Raw genomic sequence first — 24,252 nt, forward strand, 5'->3', positions numbered from 1 at the left:
GGCCACCACGGCACTGGACACGCGACTAGGGTGGGCGCGCAGTCGTGCGGGCGTCGGGGAGGAGAGCACCGTGGCGCGGGTGACCAGTGCGGACGTCGCGCGGGAGAGCGGCGTCTCGCGGACGACCGTGTCGTACGTGCTCAACGCCAAGGACGGCGTCGTCATCACCGACGCGACCCGGCAGCGCGTGCTCGACGCCGCCGCCCGGCTCGGGTACACCCCCTCCGCCGCGGCCCGGACCCTGCGCTCCGGCCGGAGCGACCTCGTCCTGTGCGTGCTGCCCGACTGGACCGTCGGCCCCGTGATCGACACGCTCATCGACCACCTCACGACCGCGCTCGCCGAGCACGGGCTGTCCGTGCTGGTGCACAGCGGGCGCGGCAAGGGATCGCTGGCCGACCTCTGGCGCGCGGTCACGCCGTGCGCGGTCCTGGGCCTGGCGCCCTTCGACGAGGCCGACACGCACGCGATGCGGCAGGCCGGCATCCCGGTCGTGGGCACCGCTCTCGACGAGGACCCGCACCCCGAGATCTTCTCCGTCCCGCAGGCCGACATCGGCGGGCTGCAGGTCGAGCACCTGGCCGAGCGCGGGCACCGGGTCCTCGCGTACGCCGCACCGAGCGACGACCGCCTCGCCGCGTTCGCGGACCGCCGCCTCGCGGGTGCGCGGGCGGTGTGCGAGCGGCTGGGCCTGCCGGAGCCCCGGGTCGCGCCCGTGGACCTCGACGTCGCGTCCGCCGTGGCGGCGGTCCGCCAGTGGCGTTCGGGCGACGACCCCGTCACGGCCGTGGCGGCCTACAACGACGAGGTCGCGCTGGCCGTCCTCGCGGGGCTGCGCGCGGAGGGCCTGCGCGTCCCCGACGACGTCGCCGTCATCGGCGTCGACGACATCTCCGCCGCGCGCCTCGCCGCTCCGGCGCTCACGACCGTCTGGCAGGCGATCGACGCGCAGGCGTCCTACCTCGCGGCGTCGGTGCTCACGGCGCTGGGCCTGGCCCACGACCCCCCGCAGCGCACGAGCGACGTCTTCCACGTCGTCCAGCGCGAGTCGACCTGACGCCGACCTCCGTCGTCGGCCGGCGCCGACAGCGGCTCCCTCCCTTCCCCCGTCGACGACGTGACCGCCGACCGGTCCCGGACGCCGGGACGGCCGTCAGGCGGGTCGCGGCGGCGCGCGGCCGCACCGTGACGACGAGGGCGCACCCGCCGGTGTGGAGCCCGGCGGGTGCGCCCTGCGGGTGCGGCCGCCTGGAGGCGGTCGCGGGGCGGTCTACTGGAAGGTGAGCCAGTTGACGTTGACGAAGTCGGCCGGCTGGCCGGACTCGAACGTCAGGTAGACCGTGTGGGTGCCCGTCACGCCCGTGATGTTGGTCGGGACGGTGCGCCACGTCTGCCAGCCGCCGGTGTTGGCGATCGCGAAGCTGCCGACGGGGGCGGCCGTGAGGCTGTCGAGCCGCACCACGACGAGACCGCTGGCCCCGTTGCCGACACCGGAGGCGACCCGCGCGCTGAACTGGGTGCGCGGGGTGCTGCCGAAGGCGACGCCGTCGAACCGGAGGTGGTCGCCGTTGGCGATCCACGCGACGTTCTGCCCGCCGTCGACGTCCTGCGTGGTCTCGACGGCCACCCCGGACATCCCGCTGTAGGCCTCGGCCTGGATGCGCGACGTCGCGTCCACGCCGGTCGAGCCGGCCGACGTGGTGACGCTGACGGCGCCGGAGGTGCCGGACCGGTTGCCGGCCGCGTCGTAGGCGCGCACCGCGAACGTGTACGCGGTCGACGGGGACAGCCCGGTGGCCGTGTAGGTCCGGCTGCTCGTGGTCCCGACGACGGTGCCGTTGCGCAGCACCTCGTAGCCGGTGACGCCGACGTTGTCCGTCGACGCGTTCCACGCGAGCGTCGTCGCGGACGACGTGGTGCCCGACGCGGCGAGCCCGGACGGCGTGGACGGTGCCGTGGCGTCACCGGCCCCGGCGGTGGTCGTCACGGAGACGGACCCCGAGGTGCCGGACCGGTTGCCGGCCGCGTCGTACGCCCGGACGGCGAACGTGTACGCGGTCGACGGCGAGAGCCCGGTCGCGGTGTAGGTCGTGCCGGTCGCGGTGCCGACGACGGTCCCGTTGCGGAGCACCTCGTACCCGGTGACGCCGACGTTGTCGGTCGAGGCCGACCACGAGAGCGACGTCGCGGTCGACGTCGTCCCGGACGCGGCCAGGCCCGCCGGGGTCGACGGCGCGCTGGTGTCGCCTCCGCCGGTGCCACCCGTCGAGCTCGCGACGGAACGCGCCGGCACCTGGAGCGTGACCCCGTTGGAGAACGTCACGGTCGTCGCCGTGCCGCTCATGTTGGCGGCCTGGTAGGTCCGCACGCCGTTCTTGACGAACACCGCGTGCAGCGGGGTGTTCGCGGTGACGGTGCGGTCGACGGTCCCGAGGCCGGACAGGTTCTTCAGCCAGTAGAACGTGTGGGCCCGGGACTCGCCCTCCTCGACGGCGTACGAGCCGGCCTGCGCGCGGAACTGCGACAGGGCAGTCGGGGCATCGGCGAGGGCCTGGAACTCCCAGAGGATGTCCTGCCAGACGGTGGCCGGGCCGCCGTTGTTGCGTTCGAGCTCGGTGAGGTTGCGGCCGATGTACGCGGGGTCGTAGCCGAGGTACAGGTGGCCCGCGGTGCTGGGCAGCAGGTTGATGCCCTGGATCATCTCGGGCTCGGCGCTGAACCAGGTGGCGTAGGCGCCGCCGTCGCCCCACACCATGCCGACCGTGGAGTGGCCGAACGCGGCGGGGAACGCCTCGTCGTCGGTGTCGAACCAGTAGTTCTCGATGGCCGACGCCTGCGTCGTGTACAGGTAGATGCCCAGGTCGCGGACCGTCTTGTCGCCCGTGGCCTGACCCCACTGGATCAGCCCGCTGGCGAAGTTCATGCCCTCGGACGACGACTCCTGGTTGTTGCCCGCGCCGAACGCACCGTGCCCGGAGGCCCAGTCGTGGCCGGCGTAGATGTCGAAGTCACGCAGGAACGGGAACCGGGTGTCGGTGCGGTCCCAGTTCGCCGCGTCCTTGATGACGGTGTCGACCATGCCGCCGTACGCGGAGTCCGCGGCCCACGACGGGTCGAACTGCGCGACGGTCGCCGCCGCGACGACGTAGTAGCCGTAGTGGAAGTGGTGGTCGTTGAGGTCGGTGTCGGACCCGTACGACGCCGGGTACCCGATGAGCGTGCCCCACGACGGGTTGTACCAGAACGCGCGCTGCGTCTCGCCCGACGAGGCCGTCATCCAGTCGGTCAGGCGGGTCTTCACCGAGCCGAGCAGCTTGTCGCGCGCCGTCGTGTTCCCGGTGAGGTGGGCGATCTGGATGACCTGGGTGGCGCGGCCGAGGGCCTTGCCGGTCCAGTAGGTGTCCTCGCCGAAGCCCGCGAACGGGTCGGTCGCGGCCACCTGGTCGACGTAGCCGTTGAGCTGCGCCGCGTCCGCGGAGCCCGCCGGGAAGCCCGTGCTCGCGAGCTGCGGCAGCACGCCGTTGAACTTCGCGACGGTCTGGAACTGCGAGCCGCCGACTACGACGCGCATCGGCCCGCGCGGCGAGACGTACGCGTAGCTGCTCGGCGTGACGCCGGAGAGCTGGTCGCGCTGGTGCGGGTAGAGCGCGTAGACCGTGCCCGTGCCGGAGCCCTGGCGCGCGGTCGTGGTGAACGCGTAGGTCGCGGTCATGCGGGCCGTCGCCTCGTCGTACGACCACGACACCTTGGTGCCCGTCACGTGGTTGTGGGCGTACGGCGCGTAGGCGTTGAGCGCCGCGACCTTCGTCGCCGTGCTGCTCCCGGCGGCCGTCGGCAGGACCGCGACCGAGAAGTAGCTCTTGTTGTAGAGGTTCGAGCTGATGGTCGTGCCGGAGACGTTCCACGTGGAACCGGTCGGGCCGAACGCGGCGTAGTCGTGGCCGTTGACGGTGAACCCGAGGGTGCCGTCGGTGCTGCTCCACACGGTCGGCGGCGCGGTCGTCGTGAGCGTCGCGTTGCCGCCCGTCTTCGTCGCGTAGACGAAGGGCAGGCCGTGGCCGAACGTCGTCCGCAGGCTGCTGCTGCCGTTCGTCCAGAGCTCGCTCACGGTCCAGTCGGAGTAGCCGTCGACCTTGCCGTCGGCGGTGAGGCCCGCGACGCCGATGCGGAAGTCCTCGGCGTACCCGTAGTGGTACTCGCTCACGCCCGTCGCGGTGCCGGAGATGCTGGGCGTCGTCGGGTAGCTCACGCCGAGGCCCTGGGTGCTGGCGCGGAACGTCAGCGGGTGCGCGACGAGGTTCTCGGACACGGCGGCGCAGTCGAACTTGCGCCACAGCAGCGACGTCCACCAGTCGTTCGTCGGGATCGCGCCCGCCGGGAAGTTGGCGGTGACGTGCGCGCGGGGGTTGGTGATCGGGGTGTTGTTGCACTCCGTGGGCACGGCGCCGCCGGGCGGTGTGCCCTCGGCGTAGCTCCCCTGCCCGACGGCCACGGCGGCCGCCTGCGGCACGGGCAGGAACAGCGCCTGCACCAGGTACGCCAGCAGGGCGCCGACGACGACCATCGCGAGGGCCGCACGGCGGTCCAGGGCGGGTCGGGTTCTCCTCAGGTCTGCATGACCAGACATCCGACGGACTCCGTTCTTGCTGCGTCGGGTGCCGCGGAGTTCGTCGTCGAGCGCTGCGGCACCGGGGCGGGGCGCGCGAAGGGGGGACGCGCCTGCGAGCGGTTCCGGCCCGGTGCCCTGCGGGCCCCATGCCGGTGGGGGCCGACCGGCCGCGTGCCCGGTCCCCGACGTCGTCGTCGCGGCCCGGCCGCGCGTCGCGGTCGGTGTGGTGCGGGTGGCCGGATGGCCGCCCAGGGTGCGACCCGGCAGGGCGACGGGATCCCTCGGCTCTGAGGGACACCGCCTGGTGACTCGTGTCACCGGGCCGCACCCCAAGGCTCACCCGGCCGCGAGTCCCTGTCAAGCGGAGGCATGTCCCCCGCTCGGGCGACCATGACTGCCGCCCGTACGCGCCGCCGTCCCGCCCCCGGGACCGGCCGGTCAGTCCGCCGCGACCTCCGTCACGCGCCCGTCCTCGACGTGCCACCGACGCGTCAGGCGCACCGTCTCCAGCATCCGCCGGTCGTGCGTGACGAGCAGGACCGTCCCGTCGAACGACTCCATCGCCTGCTCCAGCTGCTCGATGGCCGGCAGGTCCAGGTGGTTCGTCGGCTCGTCCAGCACGAGCAGGTTCACGCCGCGCGCCTGCAGCAGCGCGAGGGCGGCACGCGTCCGCTCGCCCGGTGACAGCGACGCCGCGGGACGCCCCACCTGGTGCCCGGCCAGCCCGAACTTGGCGAGCAGCGTCCGCACGTCGGCCGTCGTCCAGTCCGGCACCTCGCGCGCGAACGCCTCCCCCACCGGTGCGTCGCCCTCGAACGCCGCCCGCGCCTGGTCGACCTCGCCGACCAGCACGCCCGACCCGAGCGAGGCGTACCCGTCCTGCGGCGCGAGGCGGCCCAGCAGCAGCGCCAGCAACGTCGACTTGCCCGACCCGTTCGGGCCGGTCACCGCGACCCGGTCCTGCCAGTCGAGCTGCACGTCCACCGGCCCCAGGACGAAGTCCCCGCGCCGCACGACCACCGCACGCGCCGTCGCCACCACCGCCCCCGACCGCGGCGCCGTCGCGATGCTCATGCGCAGCTGCCACTCCTTGCGCGGCTCCTCGACGACCTCCATCCGCTCGATCATCCGGTCCGTCTGGCGCGCCTTCGCGGCCTGCTTCTCAGACGTCTCCCCGCGGTGGTGCTTGACGTTCTTGTCGTTGTCCGTCGCCTTGCGCCGGGCGTTGCGCACGCCCTTCTCCATCCACGCGCGCTGCGTGCGGGCGCGGAGCTCGAGCGCCCCGCGGCGGGCGGCGTAGTCCTCGAACGCCTCGCGCGCCTGCCGCCGGGCCGTCGAGCGCTCCTCCAGGTAGGCGTCGTAGGAGCCGCCGTAGGTCGCGACGCGCTGCAGGCTGCGGTCGATCTCGACGACCGTCGTCACCGTGCGTGCGAGGAACTCCCGGTCGTGGCTCACGACGACCACCGGCGCCTGCGCGCGCTGCACGAACTCCTCGAGCCGGTCGAGGCCGTCCGCGTCCAGGTCGTTGGTCGGCTCGTCCAGCAGGTACAGGTCGAACCGCGACAGCAGCAGCGCCGCGAGCCCGACGCGCGCCGCCTGCCCGCCCGAGAGGGCCGTCATCGGCAGGTCGAGGTCGACCGCGAGCCCCAGGTCGTCGGCGACGACCCCGAGCCGCGCGTCCAGGTCGGCGCCGCCGAGCGCCATCCACCGCTCCAGCGCGTGCGTGAAGCGGTCACCGGCGTCGGGCTCGTCCGCCGCGAGCGCGTGCGACGCGTCGTCCATCTCCGTCTGCGCGTCGAGGACGCCCGTGCGCCGCTCGAGGAACGACCGGACCGTCTCGTCGGCTCGCCGCTCGACCTCCTGCACGAGGTAGCCGACCTGCGCCGTCGGTGGCGAGAGCTGCACCGACCCGTGCTCGGGCGCCCGCACGCCCGCCAGGATCCGCAGGAGCGTCGTCTTGCCCGCGCCGTTGGGCCCGACGAGCCCCACCACGTCCCCGGGCGCGACGACGAGGTCCAGCCCTGCGAACAGCTCACGGTCACCGAAGGCGGCGGCCACCGCGCGGGCCTGGAGGGTGGCACTCATGCCCCCATCCTGCCGGTGCACGGGCCGCTCTCCCGCACCGGCCACGACGACGCCCCCGGCCGCAGGTCCTCGGCCGGGGGTGTCGTGGTGCGTGCACGTCCCCGCTCAGCGGGCCGTGCGTCAGGGGTCGGTCAGCGGTACGACTCGAGCTCCGCGACGCGCGGCGTGCCCGACGCGCTCGTGATCTCGAAGCTGACCTTCTTGAGCGACGTCGACGTGAAGCTGATCGCACCGGGCGTTCCGGTGCCGGACTTCAGCACCGCACCCGTGTCGCCGTTGAGCACCCGCCACGCGCTGATCGAGCCGCTGCCGGACGCGAGGCGCACGTTGATCGCGGACACCGTCGTGGCCGAGCCCCACTTGACCGAGATGGTCCCCGTCGAGCCCGTCGGCGACCAGTAGGTGCTGAGCGAGCCGTCCTTGACGCTGCCGTAGCTCGTGCCGCTGGCCTTGCTCGACCCGTCCGCGCCGCTGGCGGAGAGGCTGAGGTTGGTGCCGCTGGGCGCGGTCGACGTGGGCGTGGGCGTCGGGGTGGTCGGCGTCGGGTTCGGCGTCGTCGGGTTCGGCGACGTCGGGTCCGGGGTGGGCGTGGTGGGCGTGCACGAGCCGTTCGACGTCTTCAGACCCTTGTTCGCGCCGGCGGTCGCGCTGACCACCGACGGCACGCAGCTCGCCCCGTCGAGGCTGTAGGAGTACGGGATGCTCACGGTCGTCGTCGACTGCACGTTCGGCCCGGCCGGCTGCGTCGTGCCGCTCGCGCTGGACCACGTGACGTTGTCGAAGATGTTCCCGGCGACCTGCCAGTAGCCCTTCGCGTCCGTGTAGAAGGTGCCGAGCACGTCCTTCGAGTCCTCGAAGTAGTTGTTCTCGACCTTCGCCTTGGCCCCGGCGCGCGAGTTGATGCCCGACTCGTTGAGCGAGACGTAGTGGTTGTTGTAGATGTGCGCGACACCGCCGCGCAGCAGGGGGGTCCGCGAGTCGATGTTCGAGTACAGGTTGTGGTGGAACGTGATGTTCCCGCTGCCGGTGTCGGTCTCGCTGGAGCCGATGAGGCCGCCGCGGCCCGAGTTGCGCAGGATGCTGTACGACAGCGTGACGTTCTCGACGTCGTTCTTCAGGTCGAACAGGCCGTCGTAGCCCTCGGACTCGCCGCCCGACGCCTCGAGCGTCACGTGGTCGACCCAGACGTTGCGGACGGTGCTCTCCATGCCGATCGCGTCGCCGCCGTTCGACGTCGGGGAGCCCGACTTCTTGACGTTCTTGACGGTCACGTTCTGGATGATGATGTTGCTCGAGTCCCGGATGTGGATCCCGATCTGGTCGAACGTGGCGCCGCTGCCGACGCCCTCGATCGTGACGTTGCTGATCTCCTTGAGCTCGATCACGCCGGCGGCGGTGCTGCAGCTGCCCGACACCTTCGCGGTGTTGCCGACGGTGATGGTGCCCTCGACCTGGATCGTGATCGGGGTGCTGGCGCTGGCGCGACCGCACAGCGCCTGGTGGATGGCGGTGCCGGTCGTCGCCCTGACGGTCGCGCCGCCGGCCCCGCCCGTGGTCCCGCCGTTCTGTGCCGCGAACCCGTTGGCGCTGCCGGTGACCGCCTGGGCGGCGGGCGCCATCAGGGCGGTCACGCCGATCGTCGTCGCCAGAGCCGTCGCGGCCCCTGCCGCGAGAAGTCGCACTGCGACCGGTCGTCTCATCGTTGCCTCACCTTCGTCGTAGCGGGTCGAGCACGGTGCGAACCGGTTTCCCGGAACGGCCTTCTGCGGGCGCGTGGCGCCGACCGCGTGGGGAGGTGCCGGTGCGGACGTGCTCGTCGGGCGCCGTCGCCGCGTCGCTGCGGCGTGCGCCCCCTACCGGGAAACCGGTTTCTCGATCGTAGCCAGGAAACCGGCGCCCGGGATACCCCGGTCGAGCGATGAACCGTTTAGGAGCGCAACCGACCTCAGGCCGGGACGCGGCGCCGGGCGCTCGCCCGGACGACCCACCAGGCGATCCCGGTGATCAGCAGCGGGATCGCCACGACGCCCAGCGCCACCGCCACGAGCACTCCCGCGATCGTCCCGAAGACGCCCGCGAGGAACGACGGCACCTCCTGGCCCTCCGCGACGACGGCCAGCGCGTCCGGAGGCGTCGACGGCGGGAACGTCAGCGTGTACTCGCCCGCCGTCGGCGCCCGGAACGCCGCGACGTTGAACGCGTGGTGGTCGCCACGCGCGGCGCTGATGCTCACGCCGGGAGCGTCGTCGACGTCGACGGACCCACCGTCCGGACCCACCACGAGGACCTCGCCCTCCAGCCCACCGTGCGCCTGCCCGCCCGGAAGGACGAGGAACACGTCGTGCAGGCCCTCCTCGAGCTCCAGCTCGACCGTCCCCGGCACGGAGCTCTCCCCGACGGCGGCCGGGCCCGCACCCCCGTCGGCGCCGACGACCCCCAGCGGCAGCAGCCCGGCGAACGCGCGCACGACGAGCACGGTCACGACGACGGCGGCCACCACCAGCAGCGCTGCGACGGAGGTGAGCACGACGGGCCCGACCAGGGACGTGCGCCCCGCGACGACCGGCGGCGTGCCCGGGACCTGCGGATTTGGTGCAGGGGCCGGCGGGTTCGGGGCGGACGCGTCCATGGCGTCGGAGCGTACCGGCGGCCGTGCCCCCCGGCGGCGCCACCTCCTGCACCACCGGCCCGCAGGCGCACGGCTTCCTGCCCCGCACCGACGACGGCACCCCGCCCGCACGGGTGCGGACGGGGTGCCGTCGAGCGGGTCGACCGGTCGTTACGAGCCCGGGTAGCTCGTGACGAACTGCGGCGTGCCGGTGTTCGTGGAGTCGGCCTGGCCCCCAACGCCGTTGACGACGTGCCGGACGGTGCCGGCGCTGAGGTTCACCGTCATGACGTGCGTGAGCCGCACGCCCGGCCGCTGCGGCACCTCGAAGCCGTTCTCGGTGACGATCGACGGGTTGTTCTGGTTGAACACGTACACGCCCGCGCCCCAGAGCTGGTGGTCACGCACGCGGTCACCGACCTTGTACCCGGCCCAGCCGAGCGTGCCGTCGGGCTCGGTCCAGTCGGCCTGCGTCGGCGGGTCGTACGGCAGCTCGTTCTGGTAGAGCACGACGCGTCCGCGCTCGCCGTTCCAGATCGTGTTGTGCTGCTGGAAGTGCTCGACGAACAGGCCGGTCGCGGTGACGTCGTCGCCGTTGACGACCACGCCGGTGCGCCCGGTGTTGGTGCGCCAGCGGTCGGTGTCGCCGTTGACGCCCGCGGTGAAGCCCTCGACGCCGTGGTCGGCACGCCAGACCCACGTGTGGTCGACGAGCACGTCGTCCGCGTCGATCCGCAGCGCGACGTCCGTCTTGCCGACGTGCGGGCCGCCGACCCGGAAGTAGACGTCGCTCAGCGTGATCGGGTCGAGCCTGGCGCCCCGGCCGTGGTGGCCGTGGCCGCCGCGGCGGTCGCCGACCTGCAGCAGCACCGGCGACTCGGTCGTCCCCGCGTCGATCGTGACGCCCGCGACGATCGCGCCGGGCACGTCCGCGACGGTGAGCGGGACGGCCCCGCCGACGGCGGTGAGCGTCGCGTGGCCGAGACCGAGCACGACGGTGCCGGGCCGCTTGACCTCGATGCTGCGCGCGACGTCGTACACGCCGGGGGTCAGGAGCAGGTGCTTGCCCTGCGCGAGCTTGCTGTTGATCCGCTGCACCGGGTCGCCGGGCTTGGCGACGTAGAAGTCGCTCAGCGGCACGGTGCGGCCCGGGGTCAGGCCGTCGGCCCAGCTGATGCCGCGCGTGCCCTCGTGCGCGGACGGGACGCGGACGTTCCAGCGGCCGCGGGCGTCGACGAAGAGGTACGGCTTCTCGCGGCTGAGCGGCGTCTGGTCGAGCGTCGTGTACGGCGGGTCGGGGAAGGTCGCGTCGTCGGGCGCGCCCTCCACCCCGGCGAACACCTGGTTCCACACGGCGTAAGATGCGGTCCCGGTCGGTGTCCTGCCGCAGCCGCTCGACGCTCTGCCCGGTGTGCCGGGACAGGATCTGCTCGACCTGCCCGCGCAGCCGCAGGATCTCGGCGGCCTGGATCTCCAGGTCGGCCGCGGTCCCCTCCGCACCCCCCGAGGGCTGGTGCAGCAGCACGCGCGCGTGCTCCAGGACGTGCCGCTGCCCGGGCGTGCCTGCCGCGAGCAGCACGGCGGCGGCGGAGGCCGCCTGACCGAGGCAGAACGTCGCGACGGGCGGGCGGACGTACTGCATGGTGTCGTACACGGCGAGCAGCGCGGTGATGGAGCCGCCGGGCGAGTTCACGTACACGTGGATGGGTAGCTCGGAGCTCTCGGACTGCAGGTGCAGCAGCTGCGCGATGACGACGTTCGCGACGCCGTCGTCGATCTCGGTGCCGAGGAAGACGATCCGGTCGGACAGCAGCCGCGAGTAGACGTCGGACGCACGCTCGCCGGTCGGCCGCTGCTCGACGACGTAAGGGATCGTGTACTGGCCGGCCATCACAGCCCCGCCTTCCGCAGCGCGCCGTCGGGGCGCACGTCGTCGAGGTGCTCGACGACCTTGTCGACGAACCCGTACTCGAGCGCCTCGGCAGCCGTGAACCAGCGGTCACGGTCGGAGTCCCGCTCGATCGTCTCGACGGCCTGCCCGGTGTGCTCGGCGATGAGGCCCTGCATGGTGCGCTTCACGTGCGCGAGGTTCTGCGCCTGGATCGCGATGTCGACGGCGGTGCCGCCGATCCCGCCGGACGGCTGGTGCATGAGGACCCGTGCGTGGCGCAGCGCGAACCGCTTCCCGGGCGTCCCGGCGCTGAGCAGGAACTGCGCGGCCGACGCGGCCAGCCCCATGGCGAGCGTCGCGACGTCGTTCGGGATGAGCCGCATGGTGTCGTACATGGCGAGCGCCGCGCTCACGGAGCCGCCGGGCGAGTTGATGTAGAGCGCGATGTCGCGGCGCGGGTCCTCGGCGGACAGGAGCAGAAGCTGCGCGCACACGCGGTTGGCGACGGTGTCGTCGACCTCCTGGCCCAGGACGACGATGCGCTGGTGCAGCAGCCGGGTCGCGAGGTCGTCGTCGAACGGGCGGGTGGGTGGTGCGGCGGAGCGGGCGGTGACGGTCACGGGAGCCTCCTCGTCGGGATGGGGTACGTCGGCTCCTCCGACGCTGCCACCGCCCGGCGCACGCACCGGCTCGGGTCTGCCGTGCGCGGATCCGCCCACGGCAGACAGCCCGGGGCGGACCGACGCGTCAGGCGACCGTGCGCTCGGCCGCGTCCTTGACGACGCCCTCGAGCCGGCCCGACGCGGCCGCGACCTCCCGCTGCCGGGCCGCCCCCGTCCCCCGCGCCAGCACGCGCTCGATCCCCTGCTCGACGAGCCCGAGGTCCCCGGACGCCCCGAGCGCGGGCCCCACGTGCTCCAGCAGGCACGCCAACGCCTCCGCGGCGGGCACGAGCCGGTGCGTCCGGGGGTGCACGAGGTCTCCCGTCGTCCCGGAGCGGCTGGCGCGCCACGCCGCCATGCGCAGGACGCTCGTGGGGTCGCCCGGCGCCGGCTCGCCCGCCCGCCACCGGTCGACGCACGTCTCCACGAGCCCGCGCGTGAGGGCGGCGACGAGCACGGCGTCGTCCACGTCCAGGCACACGTCGGCGACGCGGACCTCGACCGTCGGGTAGTGCCGGGACAGGCGCGCGTCGAAGTAGACCATCCCCTCGTCGAGCACCGTGCCCGTCGCCAGCAGCTCGGCCACGACGGCGTGGTAGGCGGCCGCGGAGCCGAACGGGTCGGCGGGTCCGGTGCCGGGCCAGCGGTTCCACGCCTGGGTGCGGTACCCCGCGTACCCGGTGTCGGCGCCCTGCCAGTACGGCGAGTTCGCCGCGACCGCCGTCAGGAGCGGGAGCCAGGGCCGCAGCCGGTCGAGCACGGCGACGCCCTCGTCGTCGGACTCGACGGCCACGTGGACGTGGCAGCCGCACGTGAGCTGCTCGGCGCACGTCAGGCCCATCTGGTCGCGGATCGCGCGGTAGCGGGGCGACGGCGTGAGGACGGGCGTGACGGTCAGCGGGTACGTCGCGAGCGCGGCGACGCGCGCCCCCACGGTCCGGGCGGCGTCGTCGGCGCACCGGCGCAGCGCCCTCAGGTCGGCGGCGAGGTCCGCCATGCGGGTCCGCGGGGGCGTGGCCGTCTCGACCTGCTCCTGCTGCAGCTCGGTCGTCAGCGGCAGCACGACACGCGGACCGACCGCGTCGTCCGACGCCGCGGTCACGGACGCGTCGACCGCAGCCGACGTGAGCGCCGACGAGGCCGCTGCCGAGATACCCGCCGGGACCGACACCGCGACCTCGTCCGGTGGCCCGCCGGTGACGGCCACGGAGGCGGCGACGGTGCGGCCGGTGCCGGGGTCGACGAGGAGCAGCTCCTCCTCGACCCCCACGGAGCGCAAGATCCGCGGCTCCTCGGGCACCACCGATGCGGCAGCGCGTGCTGCCTGGGGCGGACGAGCCGTCGTGAGCGACATGCGGGCCTCGCGGATCCCGGGCACCGACACCCCTCGCTGGATGCCGTCGGGTCGTGCACCGTCAGGGTGACATCAGCACGGTATCTCCGCCCGGTGGGCTCCACCACCCTCGGTCGTCGGGCTCGGCCGCGGGCACCGGACGGACGAAGGGCCGCACCCCCGGTCGGGGTGCGGCCCTTCGGCGACGGTGCCGGTGTCAGCCGGCGACGACCTTGACGGTCACGTTCGCAGCGACGTCCGCGTGCAGGCGGACGGACACCTTGTACTCGCCCAGGGCCTTGATCGGCTGGCCGATCTCGACCTTGCGCTTGTCGATCGCCGGGGCGCCCGACGCCTTGACCGCGTCGGCGATCTCGGCGGTCGTGACGGCGCCGAACAGGCGACCGGAGTCGCCCGCCTTGGCGGTGACGACGACGGTCTTCGACTCGAGCGAGTCGCGCACGGCCTTCGCGTCGTCCAGCGTCGCGATCTCGCGCGCCTTGCGGGCCTTGCGGATCGCGGTGATGTCCTTCTCGGCACCCTTGGTCCACGGCGTGGCCAGGCTGCGCGGGATGAGGTAGTTGCGGGCGTACCCGTCCTTCACCTCGACGACGTCGCCAGGAGCACCGAGGCCGGTGACCTCGTGGGTCAGGATGATCTTCGCCATGTCGGGTCTCTCCTTCCTCAGCGGGCCGACGACGAGTACGGCAGCAGGGCCATCTCGCGGGCGTTCTTGACGGCACGCGCGATCGCGCGCTGCTCCTGCACGGACACGCCCGTCACACGACGCGCGCGGATCTTCCCGCGGTCGGAGATGAACTTGCGCAGGAGCGCGGTGTCCTTGTAGTCGACCGACTCGATCTTCGCGGCCTTGAGGGGGTTCTGCTTCTTCTTGGGCTTACGGACAACGGCCTTGGCCATCGTGGTGCTCCTTCGTTCGGAGCCCCGGGGTTTGCCGGACCCGGGGATGGGGATGTCTGGGGTTGTGGGCGGACCCGTCGATCAGAACGGGGGCTCGTCGGAGTAGCCGCCGCCGGACCCACCCGCGGGCGTGGCCCACGGGTCGTCCTGCTGGCCGCCACCACCGGAGCCGCCGTAGCTGCCGCCACCGCCACCGCCGCCGAAGCCGCCACCGCCGCCGCCCCCACCACTGAAGCCGCCGCCACCCGAACGCTGGGTCCGGGTGACCTTGGCCGTGGCGTAGCGCAGCGACGGGCCGACCTCGTCGACCTGCAGCTCGTACACGGTGCGCTTCTCGCCCTCACGGGTCTCGTAGGAGCGCTGCACGAGCCGGCCGGTGACGATGACGCGGGTGCCCTTGGTGAGCGACTCGGCGACCGACTCGGCCGCCTCCCGCCAGATCGAGCAGCGCAGGAACAGCGTGTCGCCGTCCTTCCACTCGTTGCTCTGACGGTCGAACGTGCGGGGCGTCGACGCGACGGTGAAGTTCGCGACCGCAGCCCCCGAGGGGGTGAAGCGGAGCTCGGGGTCCCCCGTGAGGTTCCCGATCACCGTGATGGTGGTCTCACCAGCCATGCCAGCTCCTCGCTCGTTCGATCAGTCGGGTCGGTCCGGGGCCGGACCGCTCGTCGGCTCCGCACGGTACGCGCGGAGACCGACACTCACGCGTCGGCGCGCAGCACCTTCGTCCGCAGGACGACCTCGTTGAGGCCGAGCTGACGGTCGAGCTCCTTGGCGGTCGCGGGCTCCGCGGTGAAGTCGACGACGGCGTAGATGCCCTCGGACTTCTTCTTGATGTCGTACGCGAGGCGACGACGGCCCCAGATGTCCACCTTGTCGACGGTGCCACCGTCGGTCTTGACGACCGACAGGTACTTGTCGAGCGACGGGGCGACGGTGCGCTCCTCGATCTCGGGGTCGAGGATGATCATGATCTCGTACTGACGCAGGCTCATACCCACCTCCTCTGGTCTCGGCGGTCACGGTCGTTCCGTGACAGGAGGGTTCTGTGCGTCGCTGCGAGCCGACCCGCACGACGACCGAGGTCGCGGTCCGGGTGGCGTCCCGCGCGTCCCGCCGATCGGCGGCAGGCGTGCACGGGCACAGCAGGGAGACAGCCTACCGGCCCGCCGCCGCCCGCAGAAATCCCGTCGTGCGACGGGGCCTGCGGACCGCGACGGGCCGGTGGGCGTGGACGGTCAGCCGCCGTTGCCGTTGCCGTTCCCGCCGGCGTTCGGCGTCGGCGTCGGCGTGGGCTGCGGTGTCGGCGGGCCCTGCGTGGGCTGCGGTTTCGGGCCCGTCGACACGACGAGCGTCACCGTGCTCCCGACGGGGACCTGGCCGCCGCCCGGGTCCATCCGGATGACGCGGCCGTTCGACACGCTGTCCGACGGCTCCGTGACCACCGAGACGCCGAGGCCCAGCCGGTCGAGCGTCGCTGCCGCGTCGGCCTCGAGCTTCCCGACGACGTTCGGCACGTCGACCACCTGCGGCGCGACCTCCTCCGGCGGTGCCTCCGTCAGCGTCGGCGTCGGCGTGGGGGTGGCGGTCGGCTTCCCGCCGACGTTGGCCCGCGGGGGGAACTCCACGACCGCGGAGTACTGCGGCAGCGTGAAGGCCTGCTCCATGTACCGCGCCCACAGGAACGAGGGCCACGAGCCACCGGTGATCTGCTCGAGCGTCCGGCCTCGCTTGTCCTTGCCGAAGGGCTCGATCGACTCCTGCGACTTGCCGTCCTCACCGACCTGGCTCATCGAGACGGCCGTCGCGAGGTTGGGCGTGAAGCCGACGAACCACGACGCCTTGTTGTCGGTGGTCGTACCGGTCTTGCCGGCGATCGGGCGTCCGAGCGGCTTGACCCAGTCCTCGCCGGAGCCCTCCTGGACGACCTGCTGCATCGCGAACGCGGTGTCGGCCATGACGCCCGCGTCGAACACCTGCTCGCCGCCCGTGTCGTAGGTGAACGCCGTCGTGCCGTTGTAGTTGTCGACCTTCGCGACGATGTGGGCGTCGATGTGCTTGCCCTGGTTCGCGATGCTCGCGTAGGCGCTCGCCATGTCGAGCGGGTGCACGAGGTCGGTGCCGAGCACGTTCGACACGTTGTCGGGGTTGATCGTCGTCGTGACGCCCGCGCGCTGCGCGACCTCGGCCGTCTTGGCCGCACCGATCTCGATGTTGAGCTTGGCGTAGACCGTGTTGACGGAGTTCGCCGTCGCCTCGACGAGGTCGATGTTGCCGAACTGGCCGCCCTTGCCGGAGCCGAAGTTCTTGACGTCCTTCTGACCGCCCTCCCACTCGGGGAAGCGCTGCGGCGACTTGCCGTCGTAGCGCGTGGCGAGGCTGATGCCGCTCTCCAGCGCGCCGATCAGCGTGAACGGCTTGAACGTCGACCCGCCCTGGATCTTGTCCCAGGCCGCGCGGTTGATCTGGTCCGCGGCGTCGTTCGGCCCGCCGTACAGCGCGACGATGCCGCCCGTCTGCGGGTCGACCGACGAGATGGAGAACTTGGTCCGCGCGAACGGGACCGCGCCGTCCATCCCCTCGAGCGCGCCGAGCCGGAACGCCTCGGCGGTCCACACCGCCTGCCGCTGCAGGGGCTCCTGGATGGTCGTGTAGACCTTGTAGCCCTTGGTGTCGATCTGCTCGTCGGTGAGCGCGAGCGGCTCCGCCCGCAGCTCGTCACGAACCATCTGCAGCAGCAGACCGTTGGGTCCGACCATGTCGTTGGTGCGCTGGTACTCCACGGTCGCGGGGAACGTCATCGCGGCACGGTCGGCGGCGGTGACCCACCCCATCTCCTGCATGGAGTCGAGCACGATGTTCCACCGCGCCTCGGCCTTCTCCGGGGAGACGGCCGGGTCCCAGTTGTTCGGCGACGGGATGATCCCGGCGAGCAGCGCCGCCTCCGACACCGTGAGGTCCGCGGCGTTCTTGCCGAAGTACGCCTTCGCCGCCGTCTGGATGCCGTACGAGTCCCGGCCGAAGTAGATGGTGTTGAGGTAGCGCCCGAGGATGTCCTCCTTGTCGAGCTGCCGGCTCACCTTGACGGCGAGCAGCGCCTCGCGGGCCTTGCCGACGTAGTCCGTCGTCGTCGAGAAGTAGTACCGCTCGACGTACTGCTGCGTGAGCGTCGAGCCACCCTGCTTCTTGCCGGTCGTGATGTTGATCCACAGCGCGCGCGCCATGCCCGTGACCGAGACGCCGGAGTTGGTGAAGAACGTGCGGTCCTCCGCCGCGGCGACGGCCTGCCCGATGTACTTCGGCAGCGTCGCGTAGTCGACGATCTCGCGGTTCTGCACCGAGAACTGGCCCATGACCGGACCGGGCTGCCCGTCGACGCCCGCGTAGTAGACGGTCGTCGTCTGCTTGGCGATGTCGTCGTTCGCACCGGGGATCGTCACCGACTGGTACGCGGCGACGGCACCGCCGAGGCACAGGAAGAAGAACGTGAGGAAGGAGCCCAGCAGGAACCGCCACGACGGCAGCCACCGGTGCAGGCCGCGGTAGCCGCTGCGCGGGTAGTCGAAGAACTTGCGCTTGCGCCCGCTGCCGGCCGAGGCGGTGCCGGCGCGCGTCGAGGCCGTGGCGCGCGACGACGGACGGGCCGCGCGCGTGGCGCGTCGGGTCCGTGAGGGCGCGGCGCGCCGGTTCGAGCCTGCCAAGGCGGTGCCTTCCTGACGACGACATGACCGCGGTGGCGTGCCCGGGGCCCGGGGCCACGTCGGACGGACGTCCACCGCGCAGCCCAGTATGGGGGAGTCGTCGGTGTCCGCCCAGGGTGACGAGGGCTTCCTCGCGACACCCTTCACACGATCGGCACGTGGCCATCCATGCTTCCCCGCGGGTCGGCAGGGTGCCGTGGCGGCGGTCACCGCCCAGGGCGCGTCGATGCCGGACTTGTCGCGAGGCATCGAGGCGACATAGTCTCCAGATGTATCGAGTTGATACATCGACGGACGGAGCGGTCCGGTCGTCGTCCCTTTCGTCCTGCGGCCCGGGTGCCGCGGACGCTACCGCAGCCCGTGAGGAGGTCGTGCCGTGCGTGGTCGTTCCGACGTCCTCGAGCCCGCGATCCTCGGGCTGCTGCACGAGTCGCCGATGCACGGCTACGAGCTGCGCAAGCGCCTCAACCTCGTGCTCGGCTCCTTCCGCGCACTGTCCTACGGGTCGCTGTACCCGTGCCTGAAGTCGCTCGTCGACCGCGGCTGGATCGTCGGCACCGAGTCCACGCCCAGCGCCGGGCACGCCGTCGCCAGCAAGCGCGCGCGCATCGTCTACCAGCTGACCGCCGACGGCAAGGAGCACCTGCAGCAGGTGCTCGCGTCGTCCGGCCCGTCCAGCTGGGAGGACGAGAACTTCGACGTGCGGTTCGCCTTCTTCGGGCAGACCGACGCCGAGACCCGGCTCCGGATCCTCGAGGGCAGGCGCACCCGCCTCACCGAACGGCTCGAGACGATCCGCCAGTCCTTCGCCCGCACCCGCGAGCGCATGGACGAGTACACGCTCGAGCTCCAGCGGCACGGCCTCGAACAGGTCGAGCGTGAGGTCCGCTGGCTCGACGGGCTCATCGACAACGAGCGTGGCCACCGCCGCGCGCGTACCGCAGGCACCGGCCGCCCGGCCGGAGCCGACTCCCCCGCTGTGCCGTCCGACTCCGTCGACACGGCGAACACCACCGAGAAGGAGCGAGGATGACCTCCATCCGCGTCGCCATCGTCGGCGTCGGCAACTGCGCCGCGTCGCTGGTCCAGGGCGTGCACTACTACGCCGACGCCGACCCGAACGGGACCGTGCCCGGTCTCATGCACGTGCAGTTCGGTGACTACCACGTGCGTGACATCGAGTTCGTCGCGGCGTTCGACGTCGACGCGAAGAAGGTCGGCTTCGACCTGTCCGAGGCGATCGTCGCCTCCGAGAACAACACCATCAAGATCTGCGACGTCCCGCCGCTCGGCGTGACCGTGCAGCGCGGCCACACGCTCGACGGCCTCGGCAAGTACTACTCGCAGACCATCGAGGAGTCCGACGCCGAGCCGGTCGACATCGTCGCCACGCTCCGCGAGGTCCAGGCCGACGTCCTCATCTGCTACCTGCCCGTCGGGTCGGAGGCCGCCGCGAAGTTCTACGCGCAGGCCGCCATCGACGCTGGCGTCGCGTTCGTCAACGCTCTCCCGGTCTTCATCGCGTCCGACCCCGAGTGGGCCGCGAAGTTCGAGGCCGCCGGTGTCCCGATCGTCGGCGACGACATCAAGTCGCAGGTCGGCGCGACGATCACGCACCGCGTCCTCGCCCGCCTGTTCGAGGACCGCGGCGTCATCCTGGACCGCACGTACCAGCTGAACGTCGGCGGCAACATGGACTTCAAGAACATGCTCGAGCGCGAGCGCCTGGAGTCCAAGAAGGTCTCGAAGACGCAGGCCGTCACCTCCAACCTGTCCGGCCCCCTGGGCGGCAAGAAGGAGGACCGCAACGTCCACATCGGCCCGTCGGACTACGTCGCGTGGCTCGACGACCGCAAGTGGGCCTACGTCCGCCTCGAGGGCCGTGCCTTCGGCGAGGTGCCGCTGAACCTCGAGTACAAGCTCGAGGTCTGGGACTCCCCGAACTCCGCCGGCATCATCATCGACGCCCTGCGCGCCGCGAAGATCGCCAAGGACCGCGGCATCGGCGGCCCCATCCTGTCCGCGTCGACGTACTTCATGAAGTCGCCGCCGGTCCAGATGGAGGACACGCAGGGCCGTGCCGAGCTGGAGGCCTTCATCCGCGGTGAGAACGAGCGCTGACGCGGAGCGCAGCGAAGGTTGAGGGGTCGGACGCGTCAGCGTCCGGCCCCTCGGCCGTAGCGGAGCGCAGCGGCAGCGCGACCGGCAGAACGAGCGCTGACGCGGAGCGCAGCCAAGCTCGAGTGGTCGGACGCTTCGGCGTCGGCCCTTCGGCCGTCCCGGGGGTCGCTCCGTGACGGCGGTCGCCATGCGCCCGGCTCCGCCCACCTCCGTCCGACGACAGCAGGGTGGCGACAGCACGCGTGGGCGCGTCGTCCCCCTCGACGGGGATCGCGTCAGCGCCGTCAGGGCCGACCAGCCACGGGGCCCGTGATCCCGTCCCCGGCGGCGGCCGTGACGCAGGTCAGGATTGTGCGCGGCCCGCGGTCCACCGGATCGGGCGACTGCCGGCCGCGGTGACGGCCTGCCCGGTCGTGCAGCGCTCCCGCCCGGTCGGGCGCCCGCGCCCGACCGGGCGGACGAGGCGGGGTGCTACTTCGTGCCGCCGGTCGCCACGAGCCACACGGCGAAGGCGACGACGGCGACCACGACCACGAGGAGCGCCACCGCGGCGCCCAGCCGCACCGCCCGCGGACCGCGCGCGGGGACGGTGCCGCCGTCGGCGGTCGTGAGCTCGGGGGCGGCGACGCGTGCCGCGGTGGAGGTCAGCGCGGGCAGGCCGACGCCGAAGACGAGGCTCAGGCCGAGCACGGTGAGGACGGTGACGATCACGACGGCTCCTGGTCGCTCAGACGCCGACGGGCGTCGGGACGGGCGCGGGTCGGGCGACGAGGGCGTCGTCGGCCGGTGCGGTGCCGGCGGCGACCGGCTCGGCGGGGCGGGCAGGGCCGTCGGCCGTGTCCTCCCACTCGGCGGTGACGTTCCCGGCGTCGACGGCGGCGCGGCGCGAGCGCCACCAGATGACCGCGCAGACGGCCGCCACGACCCCGAGGACCGCGGGGATGCCCGCATCGCCACCGACGACCCGCTCGAGGCCGACGGCGAGGCCGCCGAACGCGGCCGCGGCAGGCAGGGTCACGAGCCACGCGACGAGCATCCGGCCCGCGACGGCCCAGCGGACCTTCTCCCGGCGGCCGACGCCCGAGCCGAGGATCGAGCCCGTCGCGACCTGCGTGGTGGACAGCGGGAAGCCGAACGCGCTGGACACGAGGATCACCGACGCGGACGAGGTGTCGGACGCCATGCCCTGCGGCACCTGGATGTCCGTGAGGCCCTTGCCGAGCGTGCGGATGACGCGCCACCCGCCGAGCGCGGTCCCGGCGGCCATGGCCAGCGCGCACGAGACGACGACCCACAGGGGAACGTCGGACCCGGCCGGCACGGCGCCGCCCGCGACGAGCGCGAGCAGGATGATGCCCATGCTCTTCTGCGCGTCGTTCGTGCCGTGCGCGAGGGACACCATCGACGCGGACGCCATCTGGCCCCACCGCAGGCGGCGGTCGCGCTGGTCCTCGGGGACGCGGCGCGTGATCCGGTAGACGAGGGCGGTCGACAGGGCCGCGACGGTGCCCGCGATCAGCGGCGCGAGCAGCGCGGGCAGGACGACCTTCTGGACGAGTCCGGCCCACACGACGCCGCCCGTCCCGACCGCGGCGAGCGTCGCGCCCACCAGGGCGCCGACGAGCGCGTGCGACGACGACGACGGCAGGCCGAGGTACCAGGTCACGACGTTCCACACGATCGCCCCGGCGAGCGCGCCGACGACGAGCGGGAGCGTGACGACGCCCTGGTCGACGATGCCCTTCGCGATGGTCGCGGCGACCGCCAGGGAGAGGAAGGCGCCGACCATGTTGAGGGCCGCCGACAGGAGCACGGCCTGCCGGGGCTTGAGCGCCCCGGTCGCGATCGACGCGGCCATGGCGTTGCCCGTGTCGTGGAAGCCGTTGGTGAAGTCGAACGCGAGTGCTGCCGCGACGACGAGCGCGAGGATGAGGGTCCCGTCCACGTCCTAGAGAGTGCCTGGTGCGCAGGGGTGCTCGAGGCCGAAAAGGTCCCAGTTCACCGAGTGTTCATCTGCGGATCGGGACTGTTCACGGGAAACGGTGGCGGCTGTGGTGGACGTCACCACCGCATCCGCCACCGCCGTCCCCCGCGAGGGCGTCGTCAGGCCGCTGAGCGGGCCGGTGAGCAGGCCGCTGAGCAGGCTGTGGAGCAGGCCAGTCAGCGGGCCGGTCAGCGGGCGACGACGAACCCCACCGACGAGTCGCCCCAGCCGTCCGGCGCGGCCAGGTCCTGCGCGTGCGCCTCGTCGAGCCACCCGAAGGTCACGACGTCGCCGGTCGCCACGTCGGTGCGCACGTCCCGCACGGGACCGGGCGTCTCCCCCAGGCTGCACGCGTTGAGCTGCGTGTACGCCGCGCCGGCCGCGAACGCCACGGGGCCTCCGTGGTCACCGGCCCCCCAGCCGCCGGTGATCGCGGTGACCTCGCCGCCGGCGACGACCGCGGGCTGCACGTCCGCGTCGCACGGCGCCGCGCGCTCTGCGAGGCCGACGCCCACACGCCCGTCCCCCAGGGGCCAGGCGTCCCGGACCGGGTGCTGCGTCGTCGCGAGGGTCCGGCCCGGCGAACCACCCGTGACGTCGCGGGCCAGCAGCGTGAACCCGTCGCCGGCCGGGCAGCTCAGCGCGATCTCGCCGGCGCTCGCCCAGCCCGCCAGGGTGCACCCGTCGCCGACGTCCGCGAGGGTGTCGACCGCACCCGTCCGCACGCCCACGACCTGCGGCTCCCCCGCGGGCGACGTCATCGCGACGCGGCCGCCGTCGGGGCTCAGCGTCGGCACCCACCGGGCCGTCGAGACGGGAGCCAGGTCGCGCGACGTCCCGTCCGCCGCGAGGACCCGCAACGTGCCCGTGAACGTCTCGTCCGTGCCGAGGCGGGACACGTGCCGGGCCGCGACCGACGCCGCGTCCGGCGGTGCGTCGGACGCGGCGTCCCACGACAGCCACACCGAGGCGCCGTCGTCGAGCGAGCCGACCAGCAGGTTGCCCCACGGCAGGCCCGTGAGGGGTGTCAGGTCGCCCGTGCGCAGGTCCAGCCGCCCGACGGTCCGCGTCCCGTCGAGGTCCGCCCAGGCGAGGGCGGTCGACTCGCCCGCCCGCCAGTCCAGCACCGACAGCAGCACGGGACCCGTGACGTGCAGGAGCGTGGTGCGGGTGCCGTCGGGCGCGACGAGGTGCAGCGCGCCTCGGACGTCGTCGGCGGTGTCCGCGGGCCCCGGGCGCTGCTGGAGGCTCGTCGCGAGGACCCAGCCGGGCGCGGTGCCGGCCAGCAGCCCGTCCGGGACGGCGAGCGGCTCGGCGACGTGCACGGGCCGCGCCGTCGCGGGCGGGGCCGCCTCCACCGGTGCGACCGGCGTCGCGCTGCTCGTCGCCGTGGCCGACGGGCTCGACGCGGCCTCGGTCGCCTCGAGCCCGAGGGGGCCCGCCCACCACGCGGCCGTGCCGACGGCCCCGACGGCGGCCACGCCCACGACGGCGTCCCGCGTGTGCCGGACGCCGCGCCGGCGGCGCACCCGCCGGACCGTGCGCGCGACGGCACCGTCGGCCGGGGTGGACCCGGCCCGCAGCCGGGCGATGCCCGCCTCCGTGCCGCTCAGCAGCTCTCCGAGGTCAGTCACGCGTCGTCTCCTGTCGGGTCAGGAGGGCGACCTGCTCACGGTCGTCCTCGGGGGGTGCGACGTCCAGGCGTCGCTGCAGCGCGGCCGTCGCGTCCGCGGTGTAGCGCTTGACGGTTCCCTCGCCCAGCCCCAGCAGGGCTGCGGTCTCGGCGACCGAGAGGTCCTCGACGTGCCGCAGGACGACGCACGCCCGCTGCCGCGGGGTGAGGTCCGCGAGCGCCGCGACCACGTCCCGCTGCAGCCCGGGCAGCTCGATCTCGACGACGGGCACGGGCTGGGCCGCGGAGCGCTCCACCGCCCGACGCTCGGACGCTGCCGACCGGGCCCGGTCCACGGACCGGGTGACGATCGCGCGGCGCACGTACTGCTCGGCCTGCGCGACGTGCGTGAACCGGGCCCGGCTCGCGAAGGTCGCGACGAGGGCGTCCTGCACGAGGTCCTCCGCGTCGGCCGCGCTCGCCGCGACCAGCGTGGCCCGCGCGAGGAGCCGCGCGTACCGCTCGTCGACGAGCTGCTCGAGCACCGTCTGCCACCGGGCCGTCATCGGCGTCCCCCTCGTCCTGTCCTGCTGCGCACGACAAGGAGAACGGAGCCCGGCGCGTGCAGGTTGGTGGCCGTCGCGGGCCGTGCAGGGCGGTGCGACGCGGACCGCCCCCCGACGCTACCGGGGGTGCCGACGCGAGCGCCGACCGGGGCGGCGACG

General features: G+C 73.1%; 19 protein-coding genes and 1 pseudogene. 3 read left to right on the top strand and 17 right to left on the bottom strand.

The window, feature by feature from the left end:
• Positions 1-79 precede the first annotated feature (79 nt).
• Positions 80-1,057: a LacI family DNA-binding transcriptional regulator gene (locus tag CELF_RS19050; RefSeq protein ID WP_232014274.1), complete on the top strand. Its 978-nt coding sequence runs from the start codon at positions 80-82 to the stop codon at positions 1,055-1,057.
• 213 nt (positions 1,058-1,270) lie between these two features.
• Here the strand turns inward: CELF_RS19050 and CELF_RS19055 are convergent, their stop codons facing one another.
• The 13 genes and pseudogenes from CELF_RS19055 to CELF_RS19115 all read right to left on the bottom strand — a co-directional run bounded on the left by CELF_RS19055 (position 1,271) and on the right by CELF_RS19115 (position 17,810).
• On the bottom strand, positions 1,271-4,627 hold the full coding sequence (locus CELF_RS19055; protein WP_013772902.1) for a glycosyl hydrolase: 3,357 nt from the start codon (positions 4,625-4,627) through the stop codon (positions 1,271-1,273).
• Positions 4,628-5,047: 420 nt separating this feature from the next.
• Positions 5,048-6,694 carry an ABC-F family ATP-binding cassette domain-containing protein gene (locus CELF_RS19060; protein WP_013772903.1) on the bottom strand — a complete coding sequence of 549 codons (1,647 nt, stop codon included), beginning with the start codon at positions 6,692-6,694 and terminating at the stop codon, positions 5,048-5,050.
• A 131-nt stretch (positions 6,695-6,825) separates the two neighbouring features.
• Positions 6,826-8,394 carry a pectate lyase family protein gene (locus tag CELF_RS19065; RefSeq protein WP_013772904.1) on the bottom strand — a complete coding sequence of 523 codons (1,569 nt, stop codon included), beginning with the start codon at positions 8,392-8,394 and terminating at the stop codon, positions 6,826-6,828.
• A gap of 245 nt (positions 8,395-8,639) precedes the next feature.
• Entirely contained in the window at positions 8,640-9,323 is a 684-nt protein-coding gene (locus tag CELF_RS19070; protein ID WP_013772905.1) for a hypothetical protein, read from the bottom strand.
• A gap of 150 nt (positions 9,324-9,473) precedes the next feature.
• The gene (locus tag CELF_RS21305) at positions 9,474-10,655 is read right to left on the bottom strand and encodes a hypothetical protein (protein WP_311836335.1); all 1,182 of its coding nucleotides are present in this window, start codon (positions 10,653-10,655) and stop codon (positions 9,474-9,476) included.
• A gap of 61 nt (positions 10,656-10,716) precedes the next feature.
• Positions 10,717-11,193, bottom strand: a pseudogene (locus tag CELF_RS21310) (ClpP family protease); the annotation flags it as partial.
• A complete protein-coding gene (locus CELF_RS19085) occupies positions 11,193-11,813 on the bottom strand; it encodes a ClpP family protease (RefSeq protein ID WP_013772907.1) in 621 nt (206 codons plus the stop codon). The pseudogene CELF_RS21310 and the gene CELF_RS19085, both read right to left, overlap by 1 nt.
• Before the next feature lie 127 nt (positions 11,814-11,940).
• Complete coding sequence (locus CELF_RS19090; RefSeq protein WP_232014275.1) at positions 11,941-13,125, bottom strand: carboxylate-amine ligase; 1,185 nt, start codon at positions 13,123-13,125, stop codon at positions 11,941-11,943.
• A 280-nt stretch (positions 13,126-13,405) separates the two neighbouring features.
• Positions 13,406-13,855: a 50S ribosomal protein L9 gene (gene rplI / locus CELF_RS19095; RefSeq protein ID WP_013772909.1), complete on the bottom strand. Its 450-nt coding sequence runs from the start codon at positions 13,853-13,855 to the stop codon at positions 13,406-13,408.
• A 17-nt stretch (positions 13,856-13,872) separates the two neighbouring features.
• Positions 13,873-14,109 (bottom strand): 30S ribosomal protein S18, encoded by a 237-nt coding sequence (rpsR, locus tag CELF_RS19100; protein WP_013772910.1) that lies wholly within the window; start codon positions 14,107-14,109, stop codon positions 13,873-13,875.
• 81 nt (positions 14,110-14,190) lie between these two features.
• Entirely contained in the window at positions 14,191-14,724 is a 534-nt protein-coding gene (locus CELF_RS19105; RefSeq protein WP_013772911.1) for a single-stranded DNA-binding protein, read from the bottom strand.
• An 86-nt stretch (positions 14,725-14,810) separates the two neighbouring features.
• On the bottom strand, positions 14,811-15,104 hold the full coding sequence (rpsF, locus tag CELF_RS19110; protein ID WP_013772912.1) for a 30S ribosomal protein S6: 294 nt from the start codon (positions 15,102-15,104) through the stop codon (positions 14,811-14,813).
• A gap of 243 nt (positions 15,105-15,347) precedes the next feature.
• Positions 15,348-17,810, bottom strand: coding sequence for a penicillin-binding protein (locus tag CELF_RS19115; RefSeq protein WP_013772913.1), 2,463 nt, complete (start codon positions 17,808-17,810; stop codon positions 15,348-15,350).
• A gap of 376 nt (positions 17,811-18,186) precedes the next feature.
• Here CELF_RS19115 and CELF_RS19120 point away from each other — a divergent pair, with 376 nt between their 5' ends.
• Positions 18,187-18,843, top strand: coding sequence for a PadR family transcriptional regulator (locus tag CELF_RS19120; protein WP_013772914.1), 657 nt, complete (start codon positions 18,187-18,189; stop codon positions 18,841-18,843).
• Positions 18,840-19,931: an inositol-3-phosphate synthase gene (locus tag CELF_RS19125; protein ID WP_013772915.1), complete on the top strand. Its 1,092-nt coding sequence runs from the start codon at positions 18,840-18,842 to the stop codon at positions 19,929-19,931. Before CELF_RS19120 ends, CELF_RS19125 begins: the two co-directional genes overlap by 4 nt.
• Positions 19,932-20,402: 471 nt before the next feature.
• On the opposite strand, the gene CELF_RS20260 is transcribed toward CELF_RS19125, so the two are convergent.
• The 4 genes from CELF_RS20260 to CELF_RS19145 all read right to left on the bottom strand — a co-directional run bounded on the left by CELF_RS20260 (position 20,403) and on the right by CELF_RS19145 (position 24,093).
• Positions 20,403-20,642 carry a hypothetical protein gene (locus CELF_RS20260; protein WP_041553629.1) on the bottom strand — a complete coding sequence of 80 codons (240 nt, stop codon included), beginning with the start codon at positions 20,640-20,642 and terminating at the stop codon, positions 20,403-20,405.
• A 16-nt stretch (positions 20,643-20,658) separates the two neighbouring features.
• Positions 20,659-21,876 (bottom strand): inorganic phosphate transporter, encoded by a 1,218-nt coding sequence (locus CELF_RS19135; RefSeq protein WP_013772916.1) that lies wholly within the window; start codon positions 21,874-21,876, stop codon positions 20,659-20,661.
• A gap of 227 nt (positions 21,877-22,103) precedes the next feature.
• The gene (locus tag CELF_RS19140) at positions 22,104-23,549 is read right to left on the bottom strand and encodes a hypothetical protein (RefSeq protein WP_013772917.1); all 1,446 of its coding nucleotides are present in this window, start codon (positions 23,547-23,549) and stop codon (positions 22,104-22,106) included.
• The gene (locus CELF_RS19145; RefSeq protein WP_013772918.1) at positions 23,542-24,093 is read right to left on the bottom strand and encodes an RNA polymerase sigma factor; all 552 of its coding nucleotides are present in this window, start codon (positions 24,091-24,093) and stop codon (positions 23,542-23,544) included. Before CELF_RS19145 ends, CELF_RS19140 begins: the two co-directional genes overlap by 8 nt.
• Between the last annotated feature and the right edge of the window lie 159 nt (positions 24,094-24,252).

Source organism: Cellulomonas fimi ATCC 484 (assembly GCF_000212695.1).
Taxonomy (GTDB): Bacteria; Actinomycetota; Actinomycetes; order Actinomycetales; family Cellulomonadaceae; genus Cellulomonas; species Cellulomonas fimi.

Coding starts and splice junctions, on each gene's coding strand:
- CELF_RS19055 (WP_013772902.1), bottom strand. CDS start 4,627: ATGTCTGGTCATGCAGACCTGAGGAGAACCCGACCCGCCCTGGACCGC.
- CELF_RS19060 (WP_013772903.1), bottom strand. CDS start 6,694: ATGAGTGCCACCCTCCAGGCCCGCGCGGTGGCCGCCGCCTTCGGTGAC.
- CELF_RS19065 (WP_013772904.1), bottom strand. CDS start 8,394: ATGAGACGACCGGTCGCAGTGCGACTTCTCGCGGCAGGGGCCGCGACG.
- CELF_RS19070 (WP_013772905.1), bottom strand. CDS start 9,323: ATGGACGCGTCCGCCCCGAACCCGCCGGCCCCTGCACCAAATCCGCAG.
- rplI (WP_013772909.1), bottom strand. CDS start 13,855: ATGGCGAAGATCATCCTGACCCACGAGGTCACCGGCCTCGGTGCTCCT.
- rpsR (WP_013772910.1), bottom strand. CDS start 14,109: ATGGCCAAGGCCGTTGTCCGTAAGCCCAAGAAGAAGCAGAACCCCCTC.
- CELF_RS19105 (WP_013772911.1), bottom strand. CDS start 14,724: ATGGCTGGTGAGACCACCATCACGGTGATCGGGAACCTCACGGGGGAC.
- rpsF (WP_013772912.1), bottom strand. CDS start 15,104: ATGAGCCTGCGTCAGTACGAGATCATGATCATCCTCGACCCCGAGATC.
- CELF_RS19125 (WP_013772915.1), top strand. CDS start 18,840: ATGACCTCCATCCGCGTCGCCATCGTCGGCGTCGGCAACTGCGCCGCG.
- CELF_RS19145 (WP_013772918.1), bottom strand. CDS start 24,093: ATGACGGCCCGGTGGCAGACGGTGCTCGAGCAGCTCGTCGACGAGCGG.